This window comes from Polymorphobacter megasporae, assembly GCF_018982885.2.
GTDB classification, from domain to species: domain Bacteria; phylum Pseudomonadota; class Alphaproteobacteria; order Sphingomonadales; family Sphingomonadaceae; genus Polymorphobacter_B; species Polymorphobacter_B megasporae.
This window is the reverse complement of record NZ_CP081848.1, coordinates 1,834,862-1,855,984: the sequence shown is the minus strand read 5'-3', so window position 1 is coordinate 1,855,984 and position 21,123 is coordinate 1,834,862. Positions and strand designations below refer to the sequence as shown.

Below are 21,123 nucleotides of genomic sequence, written 5' to 3'. Positions count from 1 at the left end.
GCGCCGGGTGGCTTGCGCCCTCCGCCAGACGCCGCCGTTACCTCATTCCCACTCGATCGTGCCGGGTGGTTTCGAGGTGTAATCGTAGACGACGCGGTTGATTCCCGCGACCTCGTTGACGATGCGGGTGGCGACGTTGCTCAGGAACGCAGCGTCGAACGGGTAGACGTCGGCGGTCATGCCGTCGACCGAGGTCACCGCGCGCAATGCGCAGACGAAGTCGTACGTCCGGCCGTCGCCCATCACGCCGACGGTCCGCACCGGCAGCAGAACCGCGAACGCCTGCCAGATCGCGTCGTACAGCCCGGCGGCGCGGATTTCGTCGAGGTAGATCGTGTCGGCGGCGCGGAGGATGTCGCACTTCGCGGCGGTGACCTCGCCCGGAATGCGGATCGCGAGGCCGGGGCCGGGAAACGGATGGCGCGCGACGAACGCCTCGGTCAACCCGAGTTCGCGGCCGAGGACGCGGACCTCGTCCTTGAACAATTCACGCAGCGGCTCGACGAGCGCCATGTTCATGCGTTCGGGCAGGCCGCCGACATTATGGTGGCTCTTGATCGTCACCGATGGGCCGCCCGCGTAGCTGACGCTCTCGATCACGTCGGGGTAGAGCGTGCCCTGCGCAAGGAACTTCGCCCCGCCGATCTTCTTCGCCTCCGCGTCGAACACCTCGATGAAGGTCTTGCCGATAAACTTGCGCTTGGCCTCGGGGTCGGTGACCCCGGCGAGCCCCGACAGGAACAGGTCGGCGGCGTCGACGTGGACCAGCGGGATTTTGTAATGCTCGCGAAACAGTCCGACGACCTGCTCGGCTTCGCCTGCGCGGAGCAGGCCGTGGTCGACGAAGACGCAGGTGAGCTGATCACCGATCGCTTCGTGGATCAGGACCGCGGCGACCGACGAATCGACGCCGCCCGACAGGCCGCAGATGACCTTGCCGTCGCCAACCTGTTCACGGATCGCGGCAACCTTGGCGGCGCGGAACCCGGCCATGCTCCACGTCGCCTCGACGCCCGCGACCTTGCGCGCGAAATTCGCGAGCAGCTTGCCCCCATCGGGGGTGTGGACGACCTCGGGGTGAAACAGGACGCCGTAATAGCGGCGGTCGTCGTCGGCGATCGCCGCGAAAGGCGCGGCGTCCGAGCGGGCGACAACGCGGAAGCCGTCAGGGATCGCGTCGATCCGGTCGCCGTGGCTCATCCACACTTGATGGCGTTCGCCGCTCGCCCAGAGGCCGTCGAACAGGGCACAGTCGCCGGTGATGTCGATGAAGGCACGGCCGAATTCACGGTCATTGGCGGGCGAAATCGCGCCGCCCAATTGCGCGCACATCGTCTGGTCGCCGTAGCAGATGCCGAGCACAGGCACCTTGGCATCGAACGCCGCCTGCGGTGCGCGCGGACCGCCGAGGTCGGCGACCGAAGCTGGGCCGCCCGACAGGATGATGCCGCGTGGCTGCATCCGCGTGATCGCCTCGGCGCCGAGCTGGAAGGGGACTATCTCGCAATAGACGCCGGCCTCGCGGACGCGGCGGGCGATGAGCTGGGTGACCTGGCTGCCGAAGTCGAGGATCAGGATCGATTCGGGGGGCGTGATGGCGGGCGCTGGATCGGTCATGGGGGCGGGTACACCGCCCCCGGCGGCGTGTCTAGTTTTGGGAACTGCGCGCTGGCGTCCGGCACTAAGCTCAAAATAAGTTCACACAAACGACGGTGTTTTTTCGGTCCCCACGTCCGGCTCGAAGTCGGCTGACAACACATAGGCAGATTAACAAAGAGAAAGAGCCGCCGGGCCGCCAGGATGGCGACTCGACGGCTCGATCTTACGCGAGAACTGCGGGTGTAGGACAGCTAGCCGAACTTGAAGCTCGTCACATGACCGTAATCGGCAGTGCAGGTGAAACGCGCGCGCTCGCTCGTCTGGTTGCGCTTGGTAACTTCGAGCGTACCCATAACCCGCGCGCCGTTCTCGTGCGGCACGACCTGGTCGACCGACAAGACCCGGCCGTTATCGCCGTTCGAGGCCACCTGCGCGACAGCTGCACCCGAACATTGGGCGACCGGATCGCTAGACGCATACTGCTGTTGCTGCTGCTCAGGGGGGGGCGGCGGCGGCGCGTAAGCGGCCTGCGGGGCGTAACCCGGTGGGGCATACGCGCCCGGGGGGGCAAAGCCCGGATCATACGCCGGCGGCGGCGCATCATAGAATGGATAGGTGTCGTAGACCGGCCGGTCGTTCGACGCGATGATTGCCGCCGTGCCGCCGACCAACGCCGCGCCGAGCAGGAAATCGTCGAAGCCGTAGCCGCCGTAGTAGCCGCCGTAGCCGAAGCCGCCGTATCCGCGATAGCCATAGCCTCCGTAGCCGCCGCGATACCCGCCATAGCCGCCGCGGTAGCCGCCAAAGCCGCCACCGTGGAAGCCACCGCCGCCGCCATGAAAGCCGCCGCCACCGCCGCCGTGACGTTGTGCCGATGCAGCCGACGGCATCAGCGATAGCGCCGAAATGTCACCAGAAAAAAGCGCAAGCCCCAACACGGCTCCGGTCAAGGCGCGCAAACCAACTCGCATCGTCATTCTCCCAGTCGATACGAGTTTTTAGCACGGCTCAATTGTACGTGCGATGAACCGTTAGACGCTAATTGCAATAAGAGCGGAACGCCACTCGGGCGTGAACGCGAGCGGTCGCCGGCTTTCGCGATCGACGTGGACATGGACGAAATAGCCTTCGGCGGCCGCTGTCCTGGTGCCGGCGATGAACAGACCGACCTCGTAGCGGACGCTCGACAGACCGGTATGGACGACGCGGATGCCCGCTTCGACGCCCTGCGGGAACGTGACCGACTGCGCGTAGCGGCAGCCGGTCTCGACGACGACGCATATGGTCGGACTCGTGGCGATATCGAGCACGCCCGCATCGACGAGGTAGCCGTTCACCACCGTGTCGAACCAGCTGTAATAGACGGTGTTGTTGACGTGCCCGTAGGCATCGTTGTCCATCCACCGCGTCGAGATGGTCCGCCACGTGCGATACGCCTCGCGCGGCCGGTACGGCGCGCGCTCGGCCATCGCTCTATTCTTCCATTGCTTCCATGTTGTTTTCGGCCGGACCGCTGTCGAGGCCCTTGGCATCGACGTCGCGGTCGACAAACTCGACAATCGCCATCGGCGTCGCGTCGGAGCGGCGGATGCCCGCCTTGACGATGCGGATGTAACCGCCGGGCCGGTCGGCGTAGCGCGTCGCGATCGTGTCGAACAGCTTGATCAGCTGGTCGTCGTCCTGAAGCCGGGCGTGCGCGAGGCGGCGGTTCGACAGGCCGCCGGACTTCGCCAGCGTGACCAGCTTTTCGACGTACGGGCGGATTTCGCGTGCCTTGGGCAGCGTGGTCTTGATCTGCTCGTGCTTGATCAGCGACGCGGCCATGTTGCGGAACATGGCGAGGCGGTGGCTGGTCGTCCGACCGAGTTTGCGATGGGCATTACCGTGACGCATGTCTGTCTTCCTGTTCGTTCGGGAGCCGTATCAGGTACTCCGGACCAGGCCCGGGCGGATGCTCGGGCCCAAATGTAAGACCATCATCCCCGCGAAGGCGGGGATGATGGTCTTTAGCTCAATATTCCTGCTCGAGCTTCTTCGCCATCTCTTCGATGTTCTCAGGCGGCCAGCCGGGGATTTCCATGCCGAGCCGCAGGCCCATCGCCGACAGGACTTCCTTGATTTCGTTCAACGACTTGCGACCGAAGTTCGGGGTCCGCAGCATCTCGCTCTCGGACTTCTGGACGAGGTCGCCAATGTAGATGATGTTGTCGTTCTTGAGGCAGTTCGCCGAACGCACCGACAGTTCGAGCTCGTCGACCTTCTTGAGCAGGTAGCGGTTGAGCGCGGCCGTGTCGTCGATCTCGACCGGGCCAAGCGGCATTGCCGTCCCGCCGCTCGTCGCGACCGGGTGACCGTGCGCGGGCTCCTCGAAGTTGACGAACAGAGCGAGCTGGTCCTGGAGGATCTTCGCGGCATAAGCGAGGGCATCGTCGGGAGTCAGCGTGCCGTCGGTCTCGACCGACATCGTCAGCTTATCATAGTCGAGCTCCTGCCCGACGCGGGTGTTCTCGACCTTATACGACACCTGGCGGACCGGCGAATACAGCGCGTCGACGGGGACGAGGCCGATCGGCGCGTCGGCCGGACGGTTCATCGACGCCGGGACATAGCCCTTACCGGCTTCGACGGTGAGCTCCATATTGAGCGTCGCGCCCTCGTCGAGGGTGCAGATCATCAGCTCAGGGTTCATCACCTCCATGTCCCCGGACACGGTGATCTGGCCGGCGGTGACTGCGCCGGGTCCGGTCGCCGTCAGATTGATCCGCTTGGGCTGATCGCCCTGCATGCGGATCGCGATCTGCTTGATATTGAGGACGATGTCGGTCACGTCTTCGCGAACGCCGGCAAGCGACGAGAACTCGTGGAGCACGCCGTCCATCTTGATCGCGGTCACCGCCGCGCCCTGGAGCGACGACAGCAGAACGCGACGCAGCGCGTTACCGAGCGTCAGGCCAAAGCCACGCTCGAGCGGCTCGGCAACGAACGTGCCCTTGCGGCGATGGTCCGAGCTCGGGCGGGTCTCGAGCGTGTTCGGCTTCTTGAGTTCGGTCCAGTTCTTTGCGATCACGGCCACGGCTTCACCTCGGGGGCTGGGAGGCGCGTCGTCACGCCGCCTCCATCAATGGTATACCCGCCGGATACGTCTCCGGCGGCGGCCGCGTCAGACGCGGCGGCGCTTCGGCGGACGGACGCCGTTGTGCGGGATCGGAGTCACGTCGCGGATCGCGGTGATGTTGAAGCCGACCGCCTGGAGCGCACGCAGCGCCGACTCGCGACCCGAACCCGGGCCACGGACTTCGACTTCAAGAGTGCGGACGCCGTGCTCGGCGGCCTTCTTGCCGGCGTCTTCGGCAGCCATCTGGGCAGCGTAGGGAGTCGACTTGCGGCTTCCCTTGAAGCCCATCGTGCCGGCCGACGACCATGCAATGGCATTGCCCTGCGCGTCGGTGATGGTGATCATCGTGTTGTTGAAGCTGGCGTTCACATGCGCGACGCCGGAGGTGATGTTCTTGCGCTCACGGCGCTTGATGCGGGCTGGTTCGCGGGCCATCGGATTATCCTGATATTACGAAGCGAAAGGACGGACGAAAGAAGCGGGGACGACCCTACTTCTTCTTGCCGGCGATCGGCTTCGGCTTGCCCTTGCGAGTGCGCGCATTGGTGTGGGTGCGCTGGCCGCGCACGGGGAGGCCACGGCGATGCCGCAGGCCGCGATAGCAGGCGAGGTCCATCAACCGCTTGATGTTCATCGCGGTCTGGCGGCGCAGGTCGCCCTCGACGGTGATTTCCTTGTCGATCATCTCGCGGATCTGGAGGACTTCGGCGTCGGTCAGGTCCTGGACACGGCGATCACGCGGCATCTCCAGCTTCTCGACGATGCCGAGCGCCTTGGTCCGGCCAATGCCGTGAATATAGGTGAGCGCGATCTCGACGCGCTTGTTGGTCGGGATGTTGACGCCCGCAATACGTGCCACAGATATTTCTCCCAAGCTCCACAGGACCGCTGGGCGCAGACCCATCTCAAAGCACCGGCCGCCGAAACGACCTTCAAAACAACGACCGCCAAAGCGACCATCAAAGCAAACGACCGGAGCGCCAACGGGCGTTCCGGCCTGACTTCCGGTGAAACGGAAGTGGGGTAGCTAGGCAGCGAATCCCCAAGAGTCAAGCGCAACGGCGCGCCCGAGACCCGCAACCCGCTATTTTGTTCCGAGAACCGCTTCGATTGCTGCCTCGACATGCGCCATGTCGGCCATGCCGTCGACCCGCGCGACGAGTCCGCGCGCTTCGTAATACGGCAGGATCGGTGCGGTCTTGGCGCGATATTCGGCCATGCGCGTCCGCACCGTCTCGGCATTGTCGTCGGGGCGGCGCTTGAAGTCGTGGCTGCCGCAGACGTCGCAGGTGCCTTCGACCTTCGGCAGCTTGTAGCGGTCGTGGTAACCCTCGCCGCAGACTGCACAGGTGAAGCGCCCGGTAATGCGGTCGACCAGCGCGTCTTCCTGAACTTCGAGCTCGATTACATGATCGAGCTTAAGCCCCTTGGCGGTCAGCATCGCGTCGAGCGCCTCGGCCTGAACCTGAGTGCGCGGATAGCCGTCGAGCGTGAAGCCGGCGCGCGCATCGGCGGCGTCGAGCCGATCGGACAGGATGCCGTTGACGATGTCGTCTGACACGAGCTCGCCCGCCGCCATCACCGCCTTCGCCTTGAGCCCCACCGGGGTTCCGGCGGCGACGGCCGCGCGCAGCATGTCACCGGTCGACAGCTGGACCATATGGTGTTCGCGTTCGAGGCGGCTCGCTTGCGTGCCCTTACCGGCACCCGGCGGCCCGAGCAGGATGATGTTCACGCGGCGCGCGCCACGGCTTGTCGGATGATCAACGGCGATTTCCCCTCAGCTTGGACTTCTTGATCAGTCCATCGTACTGATGGGCTAGCAGATGACTTTGAATCTGCGCAACCGTATCCATCGTCACATTGACGATAATCAGCAGCGACGTCCCGCCGAAGCTCGCCGCGATCCCGACCTTCGACGTCAGGAACTCGGGCAACAGGCAGATGACTGTCAAATACGCCGCGCCTATCACGGTGATCCGGGTCAGGACGTAATCGAGATATTCGCTCGTTCGCACACCGGGGCGGATTCCTGGAATAAAGCCGCCGTACTTCTTGAGGTTTTCGGCGGTTTCCTCGGGGTTGAACACGACCGCTGTGTAAAAGAAGCTGAAGAAGATGATCCCCGCCGCGTACAGCGCCATGTAGACCGGCGCACCGCGCTGGAGCTGCGTCGTCACCGTCAGCAGCCAATCGGGACCGTTGCCGCCCTTCCCGAGGAACTGCGCAACGGTCAACGGCATCAGCAGCAGCGACGACGCGAAGATCGGCGGGATGACGCCGCTCGTGTTGATCTTAAGCGGCAAGAACGAGCTATCGCCCTGATACTGGCGCGACCCGACCTGTCGCTTCGGATATTGGATCAGGATCTTGCGCTGGGCGCGCTCCATTACGCAGATGAACGCGATCGTTGCGAGGCCGAGGACCGCGACCATCAGGACGAAGCCGAGCGAGATCGCCCCGGTCCGCGTCTGCTCGAACAACTGGCCGACCGACACCGGCAAATGGCTGACGATGCCCGCCATGATGATCAACGAAATACCGTTGCCAATGCCGCGGCTGGTGATCTGTTCGCCGAGCCACATCAAAAACATCGTCCCGCCGATCAGCGTGATGACGGTTGAGATGCGGAAGAACCAGCCGGGGTCGATAACTGCGGCGATGCCCTGCCCGGCGCCCCAGCCCTCAAGCCCGACGGCGATGCCGTAGCCCTGGACTGCGGTCAGCAGTACAGTGCCGTAGCGCGTATATTGGTTGAGCTTCTTACGTCCCGACTCACCCTCTTTCTTGAGGGTCATCAGCGACGGCACGAGGCTGGTCATCAGCTGGATGATGATCGAGGCGGTGATGTACGGGGTCACGCCGAGCGCGATCAACGACATGCGCTGGAGCGCGCCGCCCGAAAACATATTGAAAAAGTCGAGAACGCCGCCCTGCGTCTTGGCGAACAGCGAATTGAGTGCTTCGGGGTCGATCCCCGGCAGCGGCACGAACGACACTAGACGGAAGACAATCAGCGCGCCCAGCGTGAACCACAGCCGCTTCTTGAGCTCGGTCGCCTTCGAGAAATTCGCCAAGCTGAGACTGGCGGCGAGTTGCTGCTGTTGCGCGGATGACGCCATCGGTAATCCCAACTGTCGGCGACCCCCCGGGGCCAACCCTATGCGCTGCCTAGATAGGGATTGGCAGGCGCGTCACCAACTATAAAACTGTCATCCCGGCGAAGGCCGGGACCCATGAACTCAAACGGTGGAGTTCAAGGGTCCCGGCCTTCGCCGGGATGACACGTCAGTTCAGGCCTTCGCCTTCGCAGCGCGGGCGGCGGCACGGGCCGCCTTCGCCGCATCGGCGTCGATCGTTTCCTTGACCAGGGGCAGCGTGACGCTTCCGCCCGCCGCTTCGACCGCAGCCTTGGCGGCGGCGCTGCCGCCGGCGACGTGGAGATGAAGAGCTGCAGTCAGCACGCCCTTGCCGAGCAGGCGGATGCCTTCGCGGGAATGGCTGATAACGCCGGCTTCGACGAGCGCTGCGCCGTCGAGAGTTGCACCGGCAACGATCTTGCCGTCGTCGATCGCCTTCTGCAGCGTGCCGAGGTTGATCTCGGCCATGTACTTGCGGAAGATGTTGTTGAAGCCGCGCTTCGGGATACGCATGTGGAGCGGCATCTGGCCGCCCTCGAAGCCCTTGATCGCGACACCCGAGCGCGACTTCTGGCCCTTCTGTCCGCGACCAGCGGTCTTGCCGACGCCCGAGCCGATACCGCGTCCGACACGAACGCGCTTCTTGCGCGCGCCATCATTATCTCGAAGATCGTTCAGTTTCATGGTGCACTCGCTTTCGCTTTAGTCGCGCATTGATGGATTATTCTTGTCATCCCCTCGAAAGCGGGGATGACAAGATCGATGGCTATTCGCCTTCGACCTTGATGAGATGCGCCACCTTCTTGATCATCCCGCGGACCGAGGGCGTATCCTCGAGTTCACGGCTGCGGTGCATCTTGTTGAGGCCGAGGCCGATCAGCGTCGCCTGCTGATCGGGCTGGCGGCGGATATGCGATCCGACTTGGGTAATCTTGACAGTCGCCATCGTCATTCTTCCTTAAGCGACCGTGGCTTCGGCATCGGCCTCAGCCACCCGGCCCGAAACATCTCCGCGACGCGCCATCAGGTCGGCGATCTTCTTGCCGCGACGCTGGGCAACCGCCTTGGGGCTGGTCTGGTCGGTCAGCGACGCGAACGTCGCGCGGATCATATTGTACGGGTTGTTGGTGCCGACCGACTTGGTCACGACGTCCGCGACGCCGAGTGCCTCGAACACCGCACGCATCGGACCGCCGGCGATGATGCCGGTTCCCTGCGCCGCCGAGCGGACATAGACCTTGCCCGCACCGAAGTGGCCATAGGCATCATGGTGCAGCGTCCGGCCGTCGCGCAGCGGAACGCGGATCATCGCCTTCTTCGCGGCGGCAGTGCCCTTGGCGATCGCCTCGGGAACTTCGCGCGCCTTGCCGTGGCCAAAGCCGACGCGGCCCTTACCGTCGCCGACGACGACGAGCGCAGCGAAGCCGAAGCGCTTACCGCCCTTGACCGTCTTCGAGACGCGGTTGATGTGAACGAGCTTCTCGATCAGCTCTTCGCCGCCGTCACCCGTCGGGCCGCCACGGCCGCCCCGGTTGTTGCGGTCGTTGTTGCCGCGATTGCCGCCAGGGCCGCCACGGTTGTTGCCGCCGGGACCGCTGCGATTGCCGCCGGGTCCGCCGCGTCCACCACCGGGGCCACCGCCGCCGGGACCGCTACGAGGTTCCATGCCCATGTCTTAAAACTCCAGTCCGGCTTCGCGGGCGCCTTCGGCAAGCGCACGGACGCGGCCGTGGAAAAGGAAACCGCCGCGATCGAACACGACGGTGGTGACGCCCGCCGCCTTGCTGCGCTCGGCGAGACGCTTGCCGACGTCGGCAGCGGCAGTCGTCGTCGCACCAGTGACGTCGCGAACGTCCTTCTCGAGCGTCGAAGCCGAGGCGATCGTGATCCCCTGCGCGTCGTCGATGACCTGCGCATAGATGTGCTGCGACGAGCGGTGGATCGACAAGCGCGGGCGCTCGCCGCCCTTGGCGCGAAGCGCGGTACGGACGCGGCGACGCCGCTTCTCGAACAGGGAGAGACCCTTGGTCATTACTTCTTCTTCCCTTCCTTGCGGAAGATATACTCGCCGCGGTACTTGATGCCCTTGCCCTTATAGGGTTCCGGCTTGCGCCAGCGGCGGATCTCGGCGGCAACCTGACCGACCTTCTGCTTGTCGGCGCCGGTGATCTCGACCGTCGTTTGGTCGGGCGTCTTGATCGCGATGCCCTCGGGGATCGGATAGTCGACGTCGTGGCTATAGCCGAGCTGAAGCTTCAGGTTCGACCCCTGGACGCTGGCACGGTAGCCGACGCCGGTGATCTCAAGCACCTTGGTAAAGCCCGCCGAGACGCCGACGACAAGGTTCGACACCAACGTCCGCTGCATGCCCCAATAGGCACGCGCCTGCTTGCTGTCGTTCGCCGGCTGGACGCTGATCGCATCCGCCTCGACAGCGTAAGCGATATCGGGAACCATCGACAGCGTCAGCAGGCCCTTGGGACCCTTGACGCTGAGAATGGCGCCGTCGATCGTCGCGGTGACGCCGGCCGGAACCGGGACCGCCTTCTTGCCAATCCGTGACATCGTTAGAATACCTGACAGAGGACTTCGCCGCCGACATTCTGCTCGCGCGCTTCCGCGTCGGACAGAACACCCTTCGGCGTCGAGACGATGACGATGCCGAGGCCATTGCGGACGCGCGGCAGATCCTGCGCTCCCGAATAGACCCGGCGACCCGGCTTCGAGACGCGCGCGACGTGCTGAATCGCCGGCTGGCCCTCGAAGTACTTAAGGTCGATGCGGAGCGCAGCGGCGGGGCCGGTATCGGCCGCATCGCTGTAGCCACGGATATAGCCCTCGCGCTGGAGCACGTCGAGAACGCGGGCACGCAGCTTCGACGCCGGCGTCAGGACGGAATCCTTGCGCGCCTGCTGCCCGTTGCGGATGCGGGTGAGCATGTCACCCAGCGGATCGGTCATCGACATAGCGTTACCAGCTCGACTTGGTCAGGCCGGGGATCAGGCCCTTGTTGCCCAGTTCCCGCAGCATGATCCGCGACAGTTTGAACTTGCGATAGACCGCGCGGCTACGCCCGGTCAGTGCACAGCGATTGCGGACACGACCCGGGGTCGCGTTGCGCGGCAGCTCGGACATCTTGAGGCGGGCCATCAGGCGCTCGCCTTCGTCCTTGGTCTCGTCGGCGGCGATCGCCTTCAGGGCCGCGAACTTGGGGGCGTACTTCTTGACCAGCGCCTTGCGGTGCTCGTTCTTGTTCACCGAACTCTTCTTGGCCATGCTTAAGCTGCCTTCTTCGCGTCGACCATGCCGGTGAACGGCAGGCCGAAAGCAAACAACAACGCCCGTGCCTCGTCGTCCGACCTGGCGGTCGTGGTGATGATGACGTCCATGCCGCGGACCTTGCCGATCCGGTCATAGTTGATCTCGGGGAACACGATCTGCTCCTTAAGACCCATCGCATAGTTACCGCGACCGTCGAACGACTTCGGGTTCAGCCCGCGAAAGTCGCGGACGCGCGGCAGTGCGATGGTCACCAGACGGTCGAGAAACTCGTACATCTTCTCGCGACGCAAGGTCACCTTGCAGCCGATCGGCATACCCTCGCGCAGCTTGAACACCGCGACCGACTTCTTCGCCTTGCAGATCACCGGCTTCTGGCCCGCGATCAGCGCCATTTCGGCGGCAGCGGCGTCGACCAGCTTCTTGTCCTGAGTGGCGTCGCCGACACCCATGTTGATAACGATCTTGTCGATCTTCGGAACCTGCATGAGGTTCTTGTAGCCGAACTGCTCACTCATCTGGCCGCGGATCTTGTCCACGTACAGCTGCTGCATCCGGGTCAGGTTTGCCGCGTCAGCCATCGATCGTCTCTCCCGACCGCTTGGCGATACGCACCTTGCGACCATCTTCCAGTATCTTGAAGCCGACGCGCGTCGGCTTGCCCGTCTTCGGGTCCTCAATCGCGACCTTCGACACGAACATCGGCGCTTCGATGCGCTCAAGACCGCCCTGCGGGTTAGCCTGGCTCGCCTTCTTATGGCGCGTCATCATGTTGATGCCGCCGACGATGACCTTGCCTTCCTTCGGCATGGCCTTCGTGACTTCACCGTGCTTGCCCTTGTCCTTGCCGGACAAGACGACGACCTTATCGCCCTTCTTGATCTTCGCGGCGCTCATTACAGCACCTCCGGAGCAAGGCTGATGATCTTCATGTGGCCCGACGCGCGCAACTCGCGCACCACCGGCCCAAAAATACGGGTGCCGATCGGCTCCTCATTCTTGTTGATCAGGACCGCGGCATTGCCGTCGAAGCGGATCACCGAGCCGTCCGAACGCCGGATATCCTTCGCCGTGCGAACGACGACGGCGCGATGGACGTCGCCCTTCTTGACCTTGCCCTTCGGCGCGGCTTCCTTGATCGAGACGACGATAACGTCACCCACGCCGGCGAACCGACGCTTCGAGCCACCGAGCACCTTGATGCACATCACCCGCTTGGCACCGCTATTGTCGGCGACGTCGAGGTTCGTCTGCATCTGGATCATTCGTTCGATCCTTCTTTCTTGTTACGGAAGTTCGACATCAGCCGACCTTCTCCATGACTTTGAACGTCTTCAGCTTGGACATCGGGGCGCACTCCTGGATGCGGACCTCGTCGCCTTCCTTAATGACGTTGCCCTCGTCGTGGGCATGATACTTCTTCGAACGGCGCATGATCTTCCCGTAGACCGGGTGGGTGATCTTGCGCTCGATGAGCACGATGACGGTCTTGTCGCCCTTGTCGGACACGACCTTGCCCTGGAGAATACGCTTCGGCATCAGGCTTCCTTCGTCGCTACCGTGGCGCGCTGGCCCTGGAGCGTCTTGATCTTGGCGATCGTGCGGCGGACTTCGCGAACGCGTGCCGGCTTTTCCATCTGGCCGGTGGCCGCCTGGAACCGCAGGTTGAACTGCTCGCGCTTCATCTCGCCCAGCGTCGTCGCGATCTGGTCGTCAGTCTGCGGGCGAAGGTCTTTGGTCTTCATAGCTGTGCTCACTTCGTCACTTCGCCGATCGGCTCGCCGAGGCGGACGACGGTCTTGACCTTGATTGGCAGCTTGGCCGCCGCGCGCTCAAAGGCACCCTTGGCGACGTCGTGCGGCACGCCGTCGAGCTCGAACAGGATGCGGCCTGGCTTGACCTTGGCGGCCCAGAATTCCGGAGCGCCCTTACCCTTACCCATGCGGACTTCGGCGGGCTTCGACGTGACCGGCACGTCGGGGAAGATGCGGATCCACAACCGGCCGGCACGCTTGATGTGACGGCTGATCGCGCGACGCGCAGCTTCGATCTGGCGGGCGGTGAGCCGGTCGGGCTCCATCGCCTTCAGGCCGAACGCGCCGAAGTTCAGTGCGGTGCCGCCCTTGGCGTCGCCATGAATGCGACCCTTAAACTGCTTGCGAAACTTGGTTTTCTTAGGCTGCAACATGACTAGCGACCTTCACGCGCGGGACGGACGCCCGAGGTCTGCGCTTCCATCATCAGACGGTCCTGCGACATCGGATCATGGCCGAGAATCTCGCCCTTGAAGATCCACACCTTGACGCCGCAGACACCGTAAGCGGTGTGCGCCTGCGCTTCGGCATAATCGACGTTGGCGCGGAGCGTGTGCAACGGCACCCGGCCCTCACGATACCATTCGACTCGCGCGATTTCGGCACCGCCAAGACGGCCCGAGCACGTGATACGAATGCCCTCGGCACCGAGACGCAGCGCCGACTGGACCGCACGCTTCATCGCGCGACGGAAGGCGATACGACGCTCAAGCTGGTCGGCGACGCCCTGCGCAACCAGACGGCTGTCGACTTCGGGCTTGCGGATTTCGACGATGTTGAGCGACACGTCCGACTTCGTCATCGTCGCGATCTGCTGGCGCAGCTTCTCGATGTCCGCACCCTTCTTGCCGATGATGACACCGGGGCGGGCTGCGTAGATCGACACGCGGCACAGCTTGGCCGGGCGCTCGATCACGACCTTCGATATCGCGGCCTGCGGCTGCGACTTCATGATGAAGTTACGGATTTTGATGTCTTCGATCAGCAGGCGGCCGTAGTCCTCGCCTTCAGCGAACCAGCGGCTGTCCCACGTCCGGTTGATCTGGAGCCGGAGCCCGATCGGGTTTGTCTTATGACCCATTATGCCTGCTCCGTCGCATTGGTCTTGCCGGCCTTGGCAGCCCGCGCGGCAGCGTAATCATCCTCGCCGAGCTCGCGGACGACGATGCGAATGCGGCTGAACGGCTTGACGATCGCCGAGGCGCGACCGCGCGCACGCGGCGTGAAGCGCTTCATCACGATGGCCTTGCCGACGCTGGCTTCCTTGACGATCAGCGCATCGACATCCAGATTGTGATTGTTCTCGGCATTGGCGATCGCCGAGGCGAGCACCTTGCGGACGTCGGGCGCCATGCCCTTGGTCGAAAACTGCAGGATATTGAGCGCTTCCGATGCCTTGCGGCCGCGGATGAGACCGGCAACGAGGTTGAGCTTGTACGGCGAGCCGCGAACGGTCGTCGCAATCGCTAGCGCTTCCTTGTCGCCGACCTTGCGGGGTGCGGAGGGCTTGCCCATCAGCGCTTGGCCTTCTTGTCGGCGGCATGGCCGGTGAACGTGCGCGTCGGCGCGAACTCGCCAAGCTTCATACCCACCATGTCCTCGTTGACCGAGACCGGGATGAACTTGCGGCCGTTATAGACACTGAAGACCAGGCCGACGAACTGCGGCAGGATCGTCGAGCGGCGCGACCAGGTCTTGATCGGACCCCGGCCGCCGCCACCGGCTTGCGCGGTTTCGGCCTTCTTCAGGACGTGGAGGTCGACGAACGGACCTTTCCAGACGGAGCGGCTCATGCCTACCTCTTCTTCTTCGCGTGACGCGAACGAATGATCATCTTGTCGGTCGACTTGTTCGACCGGGTCTTCGCACCCTTGGTCGGCTTGCCCCACGGCGTAACCGGGTGACGGCCGCCCGAGGTCCGGCCTTCACCACCACCGTGGGGATGGTCGACCGGGTTCTTGGCGACGCCACGCGTCAGCGGGCGATGGCCGAGCCAGCGGGTCCGACCGGCCTTGGCGTGGTTGGTGTTGCTGTTGTCGGGGTTCGACACCGCGCCGACCGTCGCCATGCAATTGGCGTGGGTGTAGCGCTGCTCGCCCGAATTCAAGCGGATGATGACCATGCCGCGGTCGCGACCGACGACCTGGACGAACGTCCCCGCCGCGCGCGCCATCTGCCCGCCCTTGCCGGGCTTCAGCTCGACGTTGTGGACGATCGTGCCGACGGGCATCTGGCCGATTTCCATGGCGTTGCCCGGCTTGACGTCGACCTTCTTGCCCGCAGTCACGCTGTCGCCGACGGCGAGGCGCTGCGGCGCGAGAATGTAGTTCTGCTTGCCGTCGGGATACTTGATCAGCGCGATGAACGCCGAACGATTGGGGTCGTACTCGATCCGCTCGACGGTCGCAGCAACGTCCCACTCGCGACGCTTGAAGTCGACGATGCGGTAAAGCTGCTTGTGACCGCCGGCGATGCCGCGCGCGGTGGCGTGGCCCATGTTGTTACGGCCGCCCGACTTGCGCAGACCCTCGGTCAACGCCTTGACCGGACGCCCCTTGTGGAGCGCCGAACGGTCGACGAGGATCAGGCCGCGGCGGCCCGGCGACGTCGGATTATAATGCTTGAGAGCCATCTCAGATTCCCGTGGTCACGTCGATGCGGTCGCCTTCGGCGAGCGTCACGATCGCTTTCTTCTCATCCGAGCGCGTATAGGGCTTGCCCTTGAAGCGCTTGTTCTTGCCCTTCTGGATCAGCGTGTTGACCGACAGGACGCGGACGCCGAACAGCGCCTCGACCGCAGCCTTGATCTCGGGCTTCGACGAATCCTTAGCCACCTTGAACACGACCTGGTTGAACTCGCTGACCAGAGTCGACTTCTCGGTGATGACCGGCTTCACGACGATGTCGTAATGCTTGAGGTCGATCGTTGCGGGTTGCGGCTTAGCCATTGACGCGTGCCTCCAGGGCAGCGACAGCGGCGCGGGTCAGCACCAGCATGTCGTGGTTGAGGATGTCGTACACGTTCGCGCCGACTGCGGGCATGATGTCGATCTTCTCGAGGTTGGCGCAGGCCATCCCGAAATGCTGATCGACCGCGCCACCATCAACGAACAGGCCGTTGGTCACGCCGAGACCGGCGAGCCGCGCGAGCAGCGTCTTGGTCTTGGCCTCGCCGAGCGCGAAGTCCTCGACGATCATCAGCTTGCCTTCGGCCTGCTTGACCGAAAGCGCGATGCCGAGGCCGAGGCGACGGATCTTCTTGTTAAGGCCGGGATCGAAGTCGCGGACGCGCGGGCCGTGCGCCTTACCACCGCCGGTGAACTGCGGCGCGCCGCGATTACCGTGGCGGGCGACACCGCCGCCCTTTTGGTTGCCGAGCTTCTTACCGGTGCGCGAGACATCCGAACGCTCGCGAGCGCCACGGGCCGTCGCACGGCGCTTTTCGAGCTGCCACGTCACGACGCGGTGGAGGATGTCGACGCGGGCTTCCTTGCCGAAGACCGTCTCGTCGAGTTCGATATCACCGCTGGCCGCGGCATCGAGGGTGCGTACATCGAGCTTCATGGCTCAGCCCTCCTGCGTTTCGGTTTCGGGGGCGTCGACGTGGTCGACCTGCGGAGCAGCATTGTTGGCAGCGCTCTTCAGCGAAGCCGGATACGGCGCGGCGTCGGGGCGAGGGCCCTTGACGGCGTCCTTGACCAGCAGCCAGCCGCCCTTGTGCCCGGGAACCGAGCCCTTGACGAAGATCAGGCCGCGCTCGACGTCGGTGGAAACGATCTCGAGGTTCTGCTGGGTGCGCTGGCGGTCGCCCATGTGGCCCGCCATCTTCTTGTTCTTGAACACCTTGCCGGGGTCCTGGCGCTGGCCGGTCGACCCGAGCGAACGGTGCGAGACCGAAACGCCGTGGGTTGCGCGGAGACCGCCGAAGTTCCAGCGCTTCATACCGCCCTGGAAACCCTTACCGACGGTGTCGCCGGTGATGTCGACGAGCTGGCCAGCGACGAAATGGTCGGCCGAGAGAGACGCGCCGGCTTCGAGCAGCGCGTCTTCCGACACGCGAAACTCGGCAACACGCGCCTTGGGCTCGACCTCGGCAACGGCGAAGTGGCCGCGCTCGGGCTTGGTGGTGTTCTTGACCTTCTTGGAGCCGGCACCGAGCTGGACCGCGACGTAACCATCGCGGTCGGTCGTGCGCTGCGATACGACCTGGCAGTCTTCGAGGCTCAGCACCGTCACCGGGACGTGGCGACCATCGTCCTTGAACAGGCGGGTCATCCCCATTTTCTTCGCGATCACGCCACTGCGCATGATCAATTCCTTTCCCTCAGAGGCCCCCGTGGGGGCATGACTAATTAAAGTTCGCTCCGCGTATGTTCAGTCAGATCTAGCTCTGGAGCTTGATCTCCACATCGACACCCGCGGCGAGGTCGAGTTTCATCAGCGCATCGACCGTCTGCGGCGTCGGATCGACGATGTCGAGCAGGCGCTTGTAGGTACGGACTTCGAACTGCTCACGCGACTTCTTGTCGACGTGCGGCGAACGGTTGACCGTGAAACGCTCGAACCGGGTCGGCAACGGGATCGGGCCGCGAATGGCCGCACCCGTCCGCTTCGCCGTGTCGGCGATCTCGCTGGTGGCCATATCGAGCACGCGGTGATCGAAGGCCTTCAGGCGAATGCGGATGTTCTGCGTTTCCATCGGTTCTTTTCGTTTCTGGCAATCAGCGTTCGTGCAAAAATAAGGCCCGGGCGAACCGGGCCGCTCTCACCGAATCATCGGGAGAACGGCCCTATACGCTCACTTCGTGATCGTTGCAACCACGCCCGAACCAACGGTGCGTCCGCCTTCGCGAATTGCGAAGCGAAGACCCGGATCCATGGCGATCGGCGCGATCAGCTTGACGGCCAGCTCGACGTTGTCGCCGGGCATGACCATCTCGGTGCCCTCGGGCAGCTCAACGGTGCCGGTGACGTCGGTCGTGCGGAAGTAGAACTGCGGACGATAGTTGGCGAAGAACGGCGTGTGACGGCCACCCTCGTCCTTCGACAGCACATACACGGTCGCCTTAAACTCGCTGTGCGGCTTGATCGAGCCGGGCTTGCAGAGAACCTGGCCGCGCTCGACGTCGTCACGGCCGACGCCGCGAAGCAGCGCGCCGATGTTGTCGCCGGCTTGGCCCTGGTCGAGCAGCTTGCGGAACATTTCGACGCCGGTGCACACCGACTTGCGGGTGTCCTTGATGCCGACGATCTCGACTTCCTCGCCGACCTTGACGATGCCGCTCTCGACGCGACCCGTGACGACCGTGCCGCGACCCGAGATCGAAAAGACATCTTCGATCGGCATCAGGAACGGGCGGTCAAGCGGACGCTCGGGCTGCGGGATGTACTCGTCGACGGTCTTCATCAGCGCGACGACGGCGTCGTGGCCGATCTCGGGACGCTTGCCGTCGAGCGCGCAGACAGCCGAACCCTGCGTGATCGGAATGTCGTCACCCGGGAAGTCGTACTTCGACAGAAGTTCACGAATTTCCATCTCGACGAGCTCGAGAATTTCCGCGTCGTCGACGAGGTCGACCTTGTTCATGAAGACGACCATCGCCGGAACGCCGACCTGCTTTGCGAGCAGGATGTGCTCGCGGGTCTGCGGCATCGGACCGTCGGTCGCCGAGACGACGAGGATCGCGCCGTCCATCTGCGCCGCGCCGGTGATCATGTTCTTCACATAGTCGGCATGGCCGGGGCAATCGACGTGCGCGTAGTGGCGGTTGGCAGTCTCATACTCGACGTGCGCGGTCGAGATGGTAATGCCGCGCTCGCGTTCCTCGGGAGCCTTGTCGATGTCGGCGTACGAGGTGAAGGTCGCCCCGCCTGTCTCGGCGAGGATCTTCGTGATCGCGGCGGTCAGCGACGTCTTGCCATGGTCAACGTGACCGATGGTGCCGATGTTGCAGTGCGGCTTGTTCCGCTCGAATTTCGCCTTACCCATGATCCCTCATCCTTGTCGAATTGCTGCCGCGCCCGGCAAGGCGCGGCGTCTAGTTTCTGCGTCCGAAAATGTAAAGCAGCCAGAATCCTGCGGGCAGCTTTAGGCCATCTTCGCCTTGATTTCCTCGGCGACGTTCGACGGCACTTCTTCGTAGTGGCTGAACTGCATCGAATACTGCGCCCGGCCCTGGCTCATCGAGCGGAGCTGGTTGACGTAGCCAAACATGTTCGCCAGCGGCACCTGCGCCTCGATGACCTGCGCATTACCGCGGCTGTCGGTGCCTTGGATCTGGCCACGACGGCTGTTCAGGTCGCCGATAACGTCACCCATAAAGTCTTCCGGGGTAACGACCTCGACCTTCATCACCGGCTCGAGCAGTTTGATGCCGGCCTTGACGGCGGCTTCGCGCATACCGCCGCGACCAGTGATCTCGAAAGCGAGCGCCGACGAGTCGACGTCATGGTAGGCACCATCATAAAGCCGCGCGGTGAAGTCGATGATCGGGAAGCCGATCAGCGAGCCCGTTGACGCGATTTCACGAATGCCCTTCTCGACCGAAGGAATATACTCCTTCGGAATGTTGCCGCCCTTGACCTCGTCGAGGAAGATAACGCCCGACCCGCGCTCGCCGGGCTCGACCGAAAACTTGATCCGGCCGAACTGACCCGAGCCGCCGGACTGCTTCTTGTGAGTGTAGTCGACATCGACCTTGCGGGCGAGCGATTCGCGGTACGCCACCTGCGGCGCGCCGACGTTGGCCTCGACCTTGAACTCGCGGCGCATGCGGTCGACGAGAATTTCGAGGTGGAGCTCGCCCATCCCCTTGATGATCGTCTGGCCGCTTTCGTTGTCCGAAGACACGCGGAAAGAAGGATCTTCCTGCGCGAGACGGTTGAGCGCGATGCCCATCTTCTCCTGGTCGGCCTTGGTCTTCGGCTCGACCGCGACTTCGATGACCGGCTCGGGGAATTCCATCCGCTCGAGGATGATCGGCTTCAGCGGCGCGCACAGCGTGTCGCCCGTGGTGACATCCTTGAGGCCGACCAGAGCGACGATGTCGCCGGCATAGGCTTCCTTGATGTCCTCGCGGTTGTTGGCATGCATCAGCAGCATGCGGCCGATCTTCTCCTTCTTGTCCTTGACCGAGTTGAGCACCATCGACGCCGCCTCGAGCTTGCCCGAATAGATACGGGCGAAGGTCAGCGTGCCGACGAAGGTGTCGGTCATGATCTTGAAGGCTAGCGCGCTGAACGGGGCGTCATCCGACGCTTCGCGGATCTCGTCCTCGTCCTTCATGTTGATGCCGTGCATCGGCGGAATGTCTAGCGGCGACGGCATGTAGTCGACGACAGCGTCTAGCAGGGGCTGGACGCCCTTGTTCTTGAACGCCGAGCCGCACAGCACAGGAACGAAGGCGAACGCCAGCGTGCCCTTGCGGATCAATGCCTTGAGTTCCGCCGTCGTCGGCTCGGTGCCTTCGAGATACGACTCCATCAGGGCATCGTCCTGCTCGACCGCCATCTCGATCAGTTCCGAGCGAGCGATCGCAGCGGCTTCCTTGAGATTCTCCGGAATCTCCTTGTATTCGAACTTCGCGCCGAGGCTCTCTTCCAGCCAGACGATCGCGCGGTTCTCAACGAGGTCAACGAGGCCGACGAAGTCACCTTCGAGGCCGATCGGGAGATACAGCACCGCCGGACGCGCACCGAGACGGTCCTTGATCATCGCGACGCAGCGGTCGAAGTTCGCGCCGGTGCGGTCGAGCTTGTTGACGAAGCACATCCGCGGAACTTTGTACTTGTCGGCCTGACGCCAGACGGTCTCCGACTGCGGCTCGACCCCGGCAACGCCATCGAAGCACGCAACCGCACCGTCGAGAACGCGCAGCGAACGCTCGACTTCGATGGTGAAGTCGACGTGGCCGGGCGTGTCGATGATGTTGATGCGGTGGTCGTTCCAGAAGCACGTCGTTGCGGCGGACGTGATCGTGATCCCGCGCTCCTGCTCCTGCTCCATCCAGTCCATCGTCGCCGTGCCTTCGTGCACTTCGCCGATCTTGTAGGACTTGCCGGTGTAATACAGGATACGCTCGGTCGTCGTCGTCTTACCGGCGTCGATGTGCGCCATGATACCGATGTTACGGTACATGTTCAGGGGCGTGGTACGGGCCATCTCAAATACTCCAGA

32 protein-coding genes are annotated in these 21,123 nt (G+C 63.8%); all 32 read right to left on the bottom strand.

Features of this window, described 5'->3' with window-relative positions; translation table 11 throughout:
• Positions 1–42: 42 nt before the first annotated feature.
• A complete protein-coding gene (gene guaA / locus KTC28_RS08810) occupies positions 43–1,617 on the bottom strand; it encodes a glutamine-hydrolyzing GMP synthase (RefSeq protein WP_216708554.1) in 1,575 nt (524 codons plus the stop codon).
• A 233-nt stretch (positions 1,618–1,850) separates the two neighbouring features.
• Positions 1,851–2,570 (bottom strand): hypothetical protein, encoded by a 720-nt coding sequence (locus KTC28_RS08805; RefSeq protein ID WP_216708553.1) that lies wholly within the window; start codon positions 2,568–2,570, stop codon positions 1,851–1,853.
• A gap of 60 nt (positions 2,571–2,630) precedes the next feature.
• Complete coding sequence (locus KTC28_RS08800) at positions 2,631–3,068, bottom strand: acyl-CoA thioesterase (protein ID WP_216708552.1); 438 nt, start codon at positions 3,066–3,068, stop codon at positions 2,631–2,633.
• 4 nt (positions 3,069–3,072) lie between these two features.
• Complete coding sequence (gene rplQ, locus KTC28_RS08795) at positions 3,073–3,492, bottom strand: 50S ribosomal protein L17 (protein WP_216708551.1); 420 nt, start codon at positions 3,490–3,492, stop codon at positions 3,073–3,075.
• A 118-nt stretch (positions 3,493–3,610) separates the two neighbouring features.
• Complete coding sequence (locus KTC28_RS08790) at positions 3,611–4,672, bottom strand: DNA-directed RNA polymerase subunit alpha (protein ID WP_216708550.1); 1,062 nt, start codon at positions 4,670–4,672, stop codon at positions 3,611–3,613.
• Between the two features lie 87 nt (positions 4,673–4,759).
• Positions 4,760–5,149 (bottom strand): 30S ribosomal protein S11, encoded by a 390-nt coding sequence (rpsK, locus tag KTC28_RS08785; RefSeq protein WP_144237783.1) that lies wholly within the window; start codon positions 5,147–5,149, stop codon positions 4,760–4,762.
• Between the two features lie 55 nt (positions 5,150–5,204).
• Positions 5,205–5,573 carry a 30S ribosomal protein S13 gene (gene rpsM / locus KTC28_RS08780; protein WP_174276970.1) on the bottom strand — a complete coding sequence of 123 codons (369 nt, stop codon included), beginning with the start codon at positions 5,571–5,573 and terminating at the stop codon, positions 5,205–5,207.
• A gap of 225 nt (positions 5,574–5,798) precedes the next feature.
• Complete coding sequence (locus KTC28_RS08775) at positions 5,799–6,449, bottom strand: adenylate kinase (RefSeq protein WP_216708549.1); 651 nt, start codon at positions 6,447–6,449, stop codon at positions 5,799–5,801.
• A gap of 28 nt (positions 6,450–6,477) precedes the next feature.
• Positions 6,478–7,836 (bottom strand): preprotein translocase subunit SecY, encoded by a 1,359-nt coding sequence (gene secY / locus KTC28_RS08770; protein WP_216708548.1) that lies wholly within the window; start codon positions 7,834–7,836, stop codon positions 6,478–6,480.
• 171 nt (positions 7,837–8,007) lie between these two features.
• Complete coding sequence (gene rplO / locus KTC28_RS08765; protein ID WP_216708547.1) at positions 8,008–8,538, bottom strand: 50S ribosomal protein L15; 531 nt, start codon at positions 8,536–8,538, stop codon at positions 8,008–8,010.
• An 82-nt stretch (positions 8,539–8,620) separates the two neighbouring features.
• Positions 8,621–8,800, bottom strand: a complete 180-nt coding sequence (gene rpmD / locus KTC28_RS08760) for a 50S ribosomal protein L30 (RefSeq protein ID WP_216708546.1) — start codon at positions 8,798–8,800, stop codon at positions 8,621–8,623.
• 12 nt (positions 8,801–8,812) lie between these two features.
• Positions 8,813–9,520 carry a 30S ribosomal protein S5 gene (rpsE, locus tag KTC28_RS08755; RefSeq protein ID WP_216708545.1) on the bottom strand — a complete coding sequence of 236 codons (708 nt, stop codon included), beginning with the start codon at positions 9,518–9,520 and terminating at the stop codon, positions 8,813–8,815.
• A gap of 9 nt (positions 9,521–9,529) precedes the next feature.
• A complete protein-coding gene (gene rplR / locus KTC28_RS08750) occupies positions 9,530–9,886 on the bottom strand; it encodes a 50S ribosomal protein L18 (RefSeq protein WP_216708544.1) in 357 nt (118 codons plus the stop codon).
• On the bottom strand, positions 9,886–10,419 hold the full coding sequence (rplF, locus tag KTC28_RS08745; RefSeq protein ID WP_216708543.1) for a 50S ribosomal protein L6: 534 nt from the start codon (positions 10,417–10,419) through the stop codon (positions 9,886–9,888). The genes rplR and rplF overlap by 1 nt, the downstream gene beginning before the upstream one ends.
• Before the next feature lie 2 nt (positions 10,420–10,421).
• Entirely contained in the window at positions 10,422–10,820 is a 399-nt protein-coding gene (gene rpsH, locus KTC28_RS08740) for a 30S ribosomal protein S8 (protein WP_216708542.1), read from the bottom strand.
• 4 nt (positions 10,821–10,824) lie between these two features.
• Complete coding sequence (rpsN, locus tag KTC28_RS08735; protein WP_216708541.1) at positions 10,825–11,130, bottom strand: 30S ribosomal protein S14; 306 nt, start codon at positions 11,128–11,130, stop codon at positions 10,825–10,827.
• Between the two features lie 2 nt (positions 11,131–11,132).
• Positions 11,133–11,714: a 50S ribosomal protein L5 gene (rplE, locus tag KTC28_RS08730; protein ID WP_216708540.1), complete on the bottom strand. Its 582-nt coding sequence runs from the start codon at positions 11,712–11,714 to the stop codon at positions 11,133–11,135.
• On the bottom strand, positions 11,707–12,030 hold the full coding sequence (gene rplX / locus KTC28_RS08725; RefSeq protein WP_216708539.1) for a 50S ribosomal protein L24: 324 nt from the start codon (positions 12,028–12,030) through the stop codon (positions 11,707–11,709). The genes rplE and rplX overlap by 8 nt, the downstream gene beginning before the upstream one ends.
• A complete protein-coding gene (rplN, locus tag KTC28_RS08720; protein ID WP_216708538.1) occupies positions 12,030–12,398 on the bottom strand; it encodes a 50S ribosomal protein L14 in 369 nt (122 codons plus the stop codon). Before rplN ends, rplX begins: the two co-directional genes overlap by 1 nt.
• A 37-nt stretch (positions 12,399–12,435) precedes the next feature.
• The gene (rpsQ, locus tag KTC28_RS08715; protein ID WP_216708537.1) at positions 12,436–12,672 is read right to left on the bottom strand and encodes a 30S ribosomal protein S17; all 237 of its coding nucleotides are present in this window, start codon (positions 12,670–12,672) and stop codon (positions 12,436–12,438) included.
• Positions 12,672–12,878, bottom strand: a complete 207-nt coding sequence (rpmC, locus tag KTC28_RS08710) for a 50S ribosomal protein L29 (protein WP_216708536.1) — start codon at positions 12,876–12,878, stop codon at positions 12,672–12,674. The genes rpsQ and rpmC overlap by 1 nt, the downstream gene beginning before the upstream one ends.
• Before the next feature lie 8 nt (positions 12,879–12,886).
• Positions 12,887–13,321 (bottom strand): 50S ribosomal protein L16, encoded by a 435-nt coding sequence (rplP, locus tag KTC28_RS08705; protein WP_216708535.1) that lies wholly within the window; start codon positions 13,319–13,321, stop codon positions 12,887–12,889.
• A 2-nt stretch (positions 13,322–13,323) separates the two neighbouring features.
• Complete coding sequence (gene rpsC, locus KTC28_RS08700) at positions 13,324–14,028, bottom strand: 30S ribosomal protein S3 (RefSeq protein WP_216708534.1); 705 nt, start codon at positions 14,026–14,028, stop codon at positions 13,324–13,326.
• Positions 14,028–14,462 (bottom strand): 50S ribosomal protein L22, encoded by a 435-nt coding sequence (gene rplV / locus KTC28_RS08695; protein WP_216708533.1) that lies wholly within the window; start codon positions 14,460–14,462, stop codon positions 14,028–14,030. Before rplV ends, rpsC begins: the two co-directional genes overlap by 1 nt.
• Positions 14,462–14,740, bottom strand: a complete 279-nt coding sequence (rpsS, locus tag KTC28_RS08690) for a 30S ribosomal protein S19 (protein WP_144237801.1) — start codon at positions 14,738–14,740, stop codon at positions 14,462–14,464. Before rpsS ends, rplV begins: the two co-directional genes overlap by 1 nt.
• 2 nt (positions 14,741–14,742) lie before the next feature.
• A complete protein-coding gene (gene rplB, locus KTC28_RS08685; RefSeq protein ID WP_216708532.1) occupies positions 14,743–15,579 on the bottom strand; it encodes a 50S ribosomal protein L2 in 837 nt (278 codons plus the stop codon).
• Position 15,580: 1 nt separating this feature from the next.
• Positions 15,581–15,895 carry a 50S ribosomal protein L23 gene (locus KTC28_RS08680; protein WP_216708531.1) on the bottom strand — a complete coding sequence of 105 codons (315 nt, stop codon included), beginning with the start codon at positions 15,893–15,895 and terminating at the stop codon, positions 15,581–15,583.
• Positions 15,888–16,511, bottom strand: coding sequence for a 50S ribosomal protein L4 (rplD, locus tag KTC28_RS08675; RefSeq protein WP_216708530.1), 624 nt, complete (start codon positions 16,509–16,511; stop codon positions 15,888–15,890). Before rplD ends, KTC28_RS08680 begins: the two co-directional genes overlap by 8 nt.
• A gap of 3 nt (positions 16,512–16,514) precedes the next feature.
• On the bottom strand, positions 16,515–17,255 hold the full coding sequence (gene rplC / locus KTC28_RS08670) for a 50S ribosomal protein L3 (protein ID WP_216708529.1): 741 nt from the start codon (positions 17,253–17,255) through the stop codon (positions 16,515–16,517).
• Between the two features lie 76 nt (positions 17,256–17,331).
• Positions 17,332–17,646 carry a 30S ribosomal protein S10 gene (rpsJ, locus tag KTC28_RS08665; protein ID WP_216708528.1) on the bottom strand — a complete coding sequence of 105 codons (315 nt, stop codon included), beginning with the start codon at positions 17,644–17,646 and terminating at the stop codon, positions 17,332–17,334.
• Between the two features lie 99 nt (positions 17,647–17,745).
• Positions 17,746–18,936 (bottom strand): elongation factor Tu, encoded by a 1,191-nt coding sequence (gene tuf / locus KTC28_RS08660; RefSeq protein ID WP_216708527.1) that lies wholly within the window; start codon positions 18,934–18,936, stop codon positions 17,746–17,748.
• A 99-nt stretch (positions 18,937–19,035) separates the two neighbouring features.
• The gene (gene fusA, locus KTC28_RS08655) at positions 19,036–21,108 is read right to left on the bottom strand and encodes an elongation factor G (RefSeq protein WP_216708526.1); all 2,073 of its coding nucleotides are present in this window, start codon (positions 21,106–21,108) and stop codon (positions 19,036–19,038) included.
• Positions 21,109–21,123 lie beyond the last annotated feature (15 nt).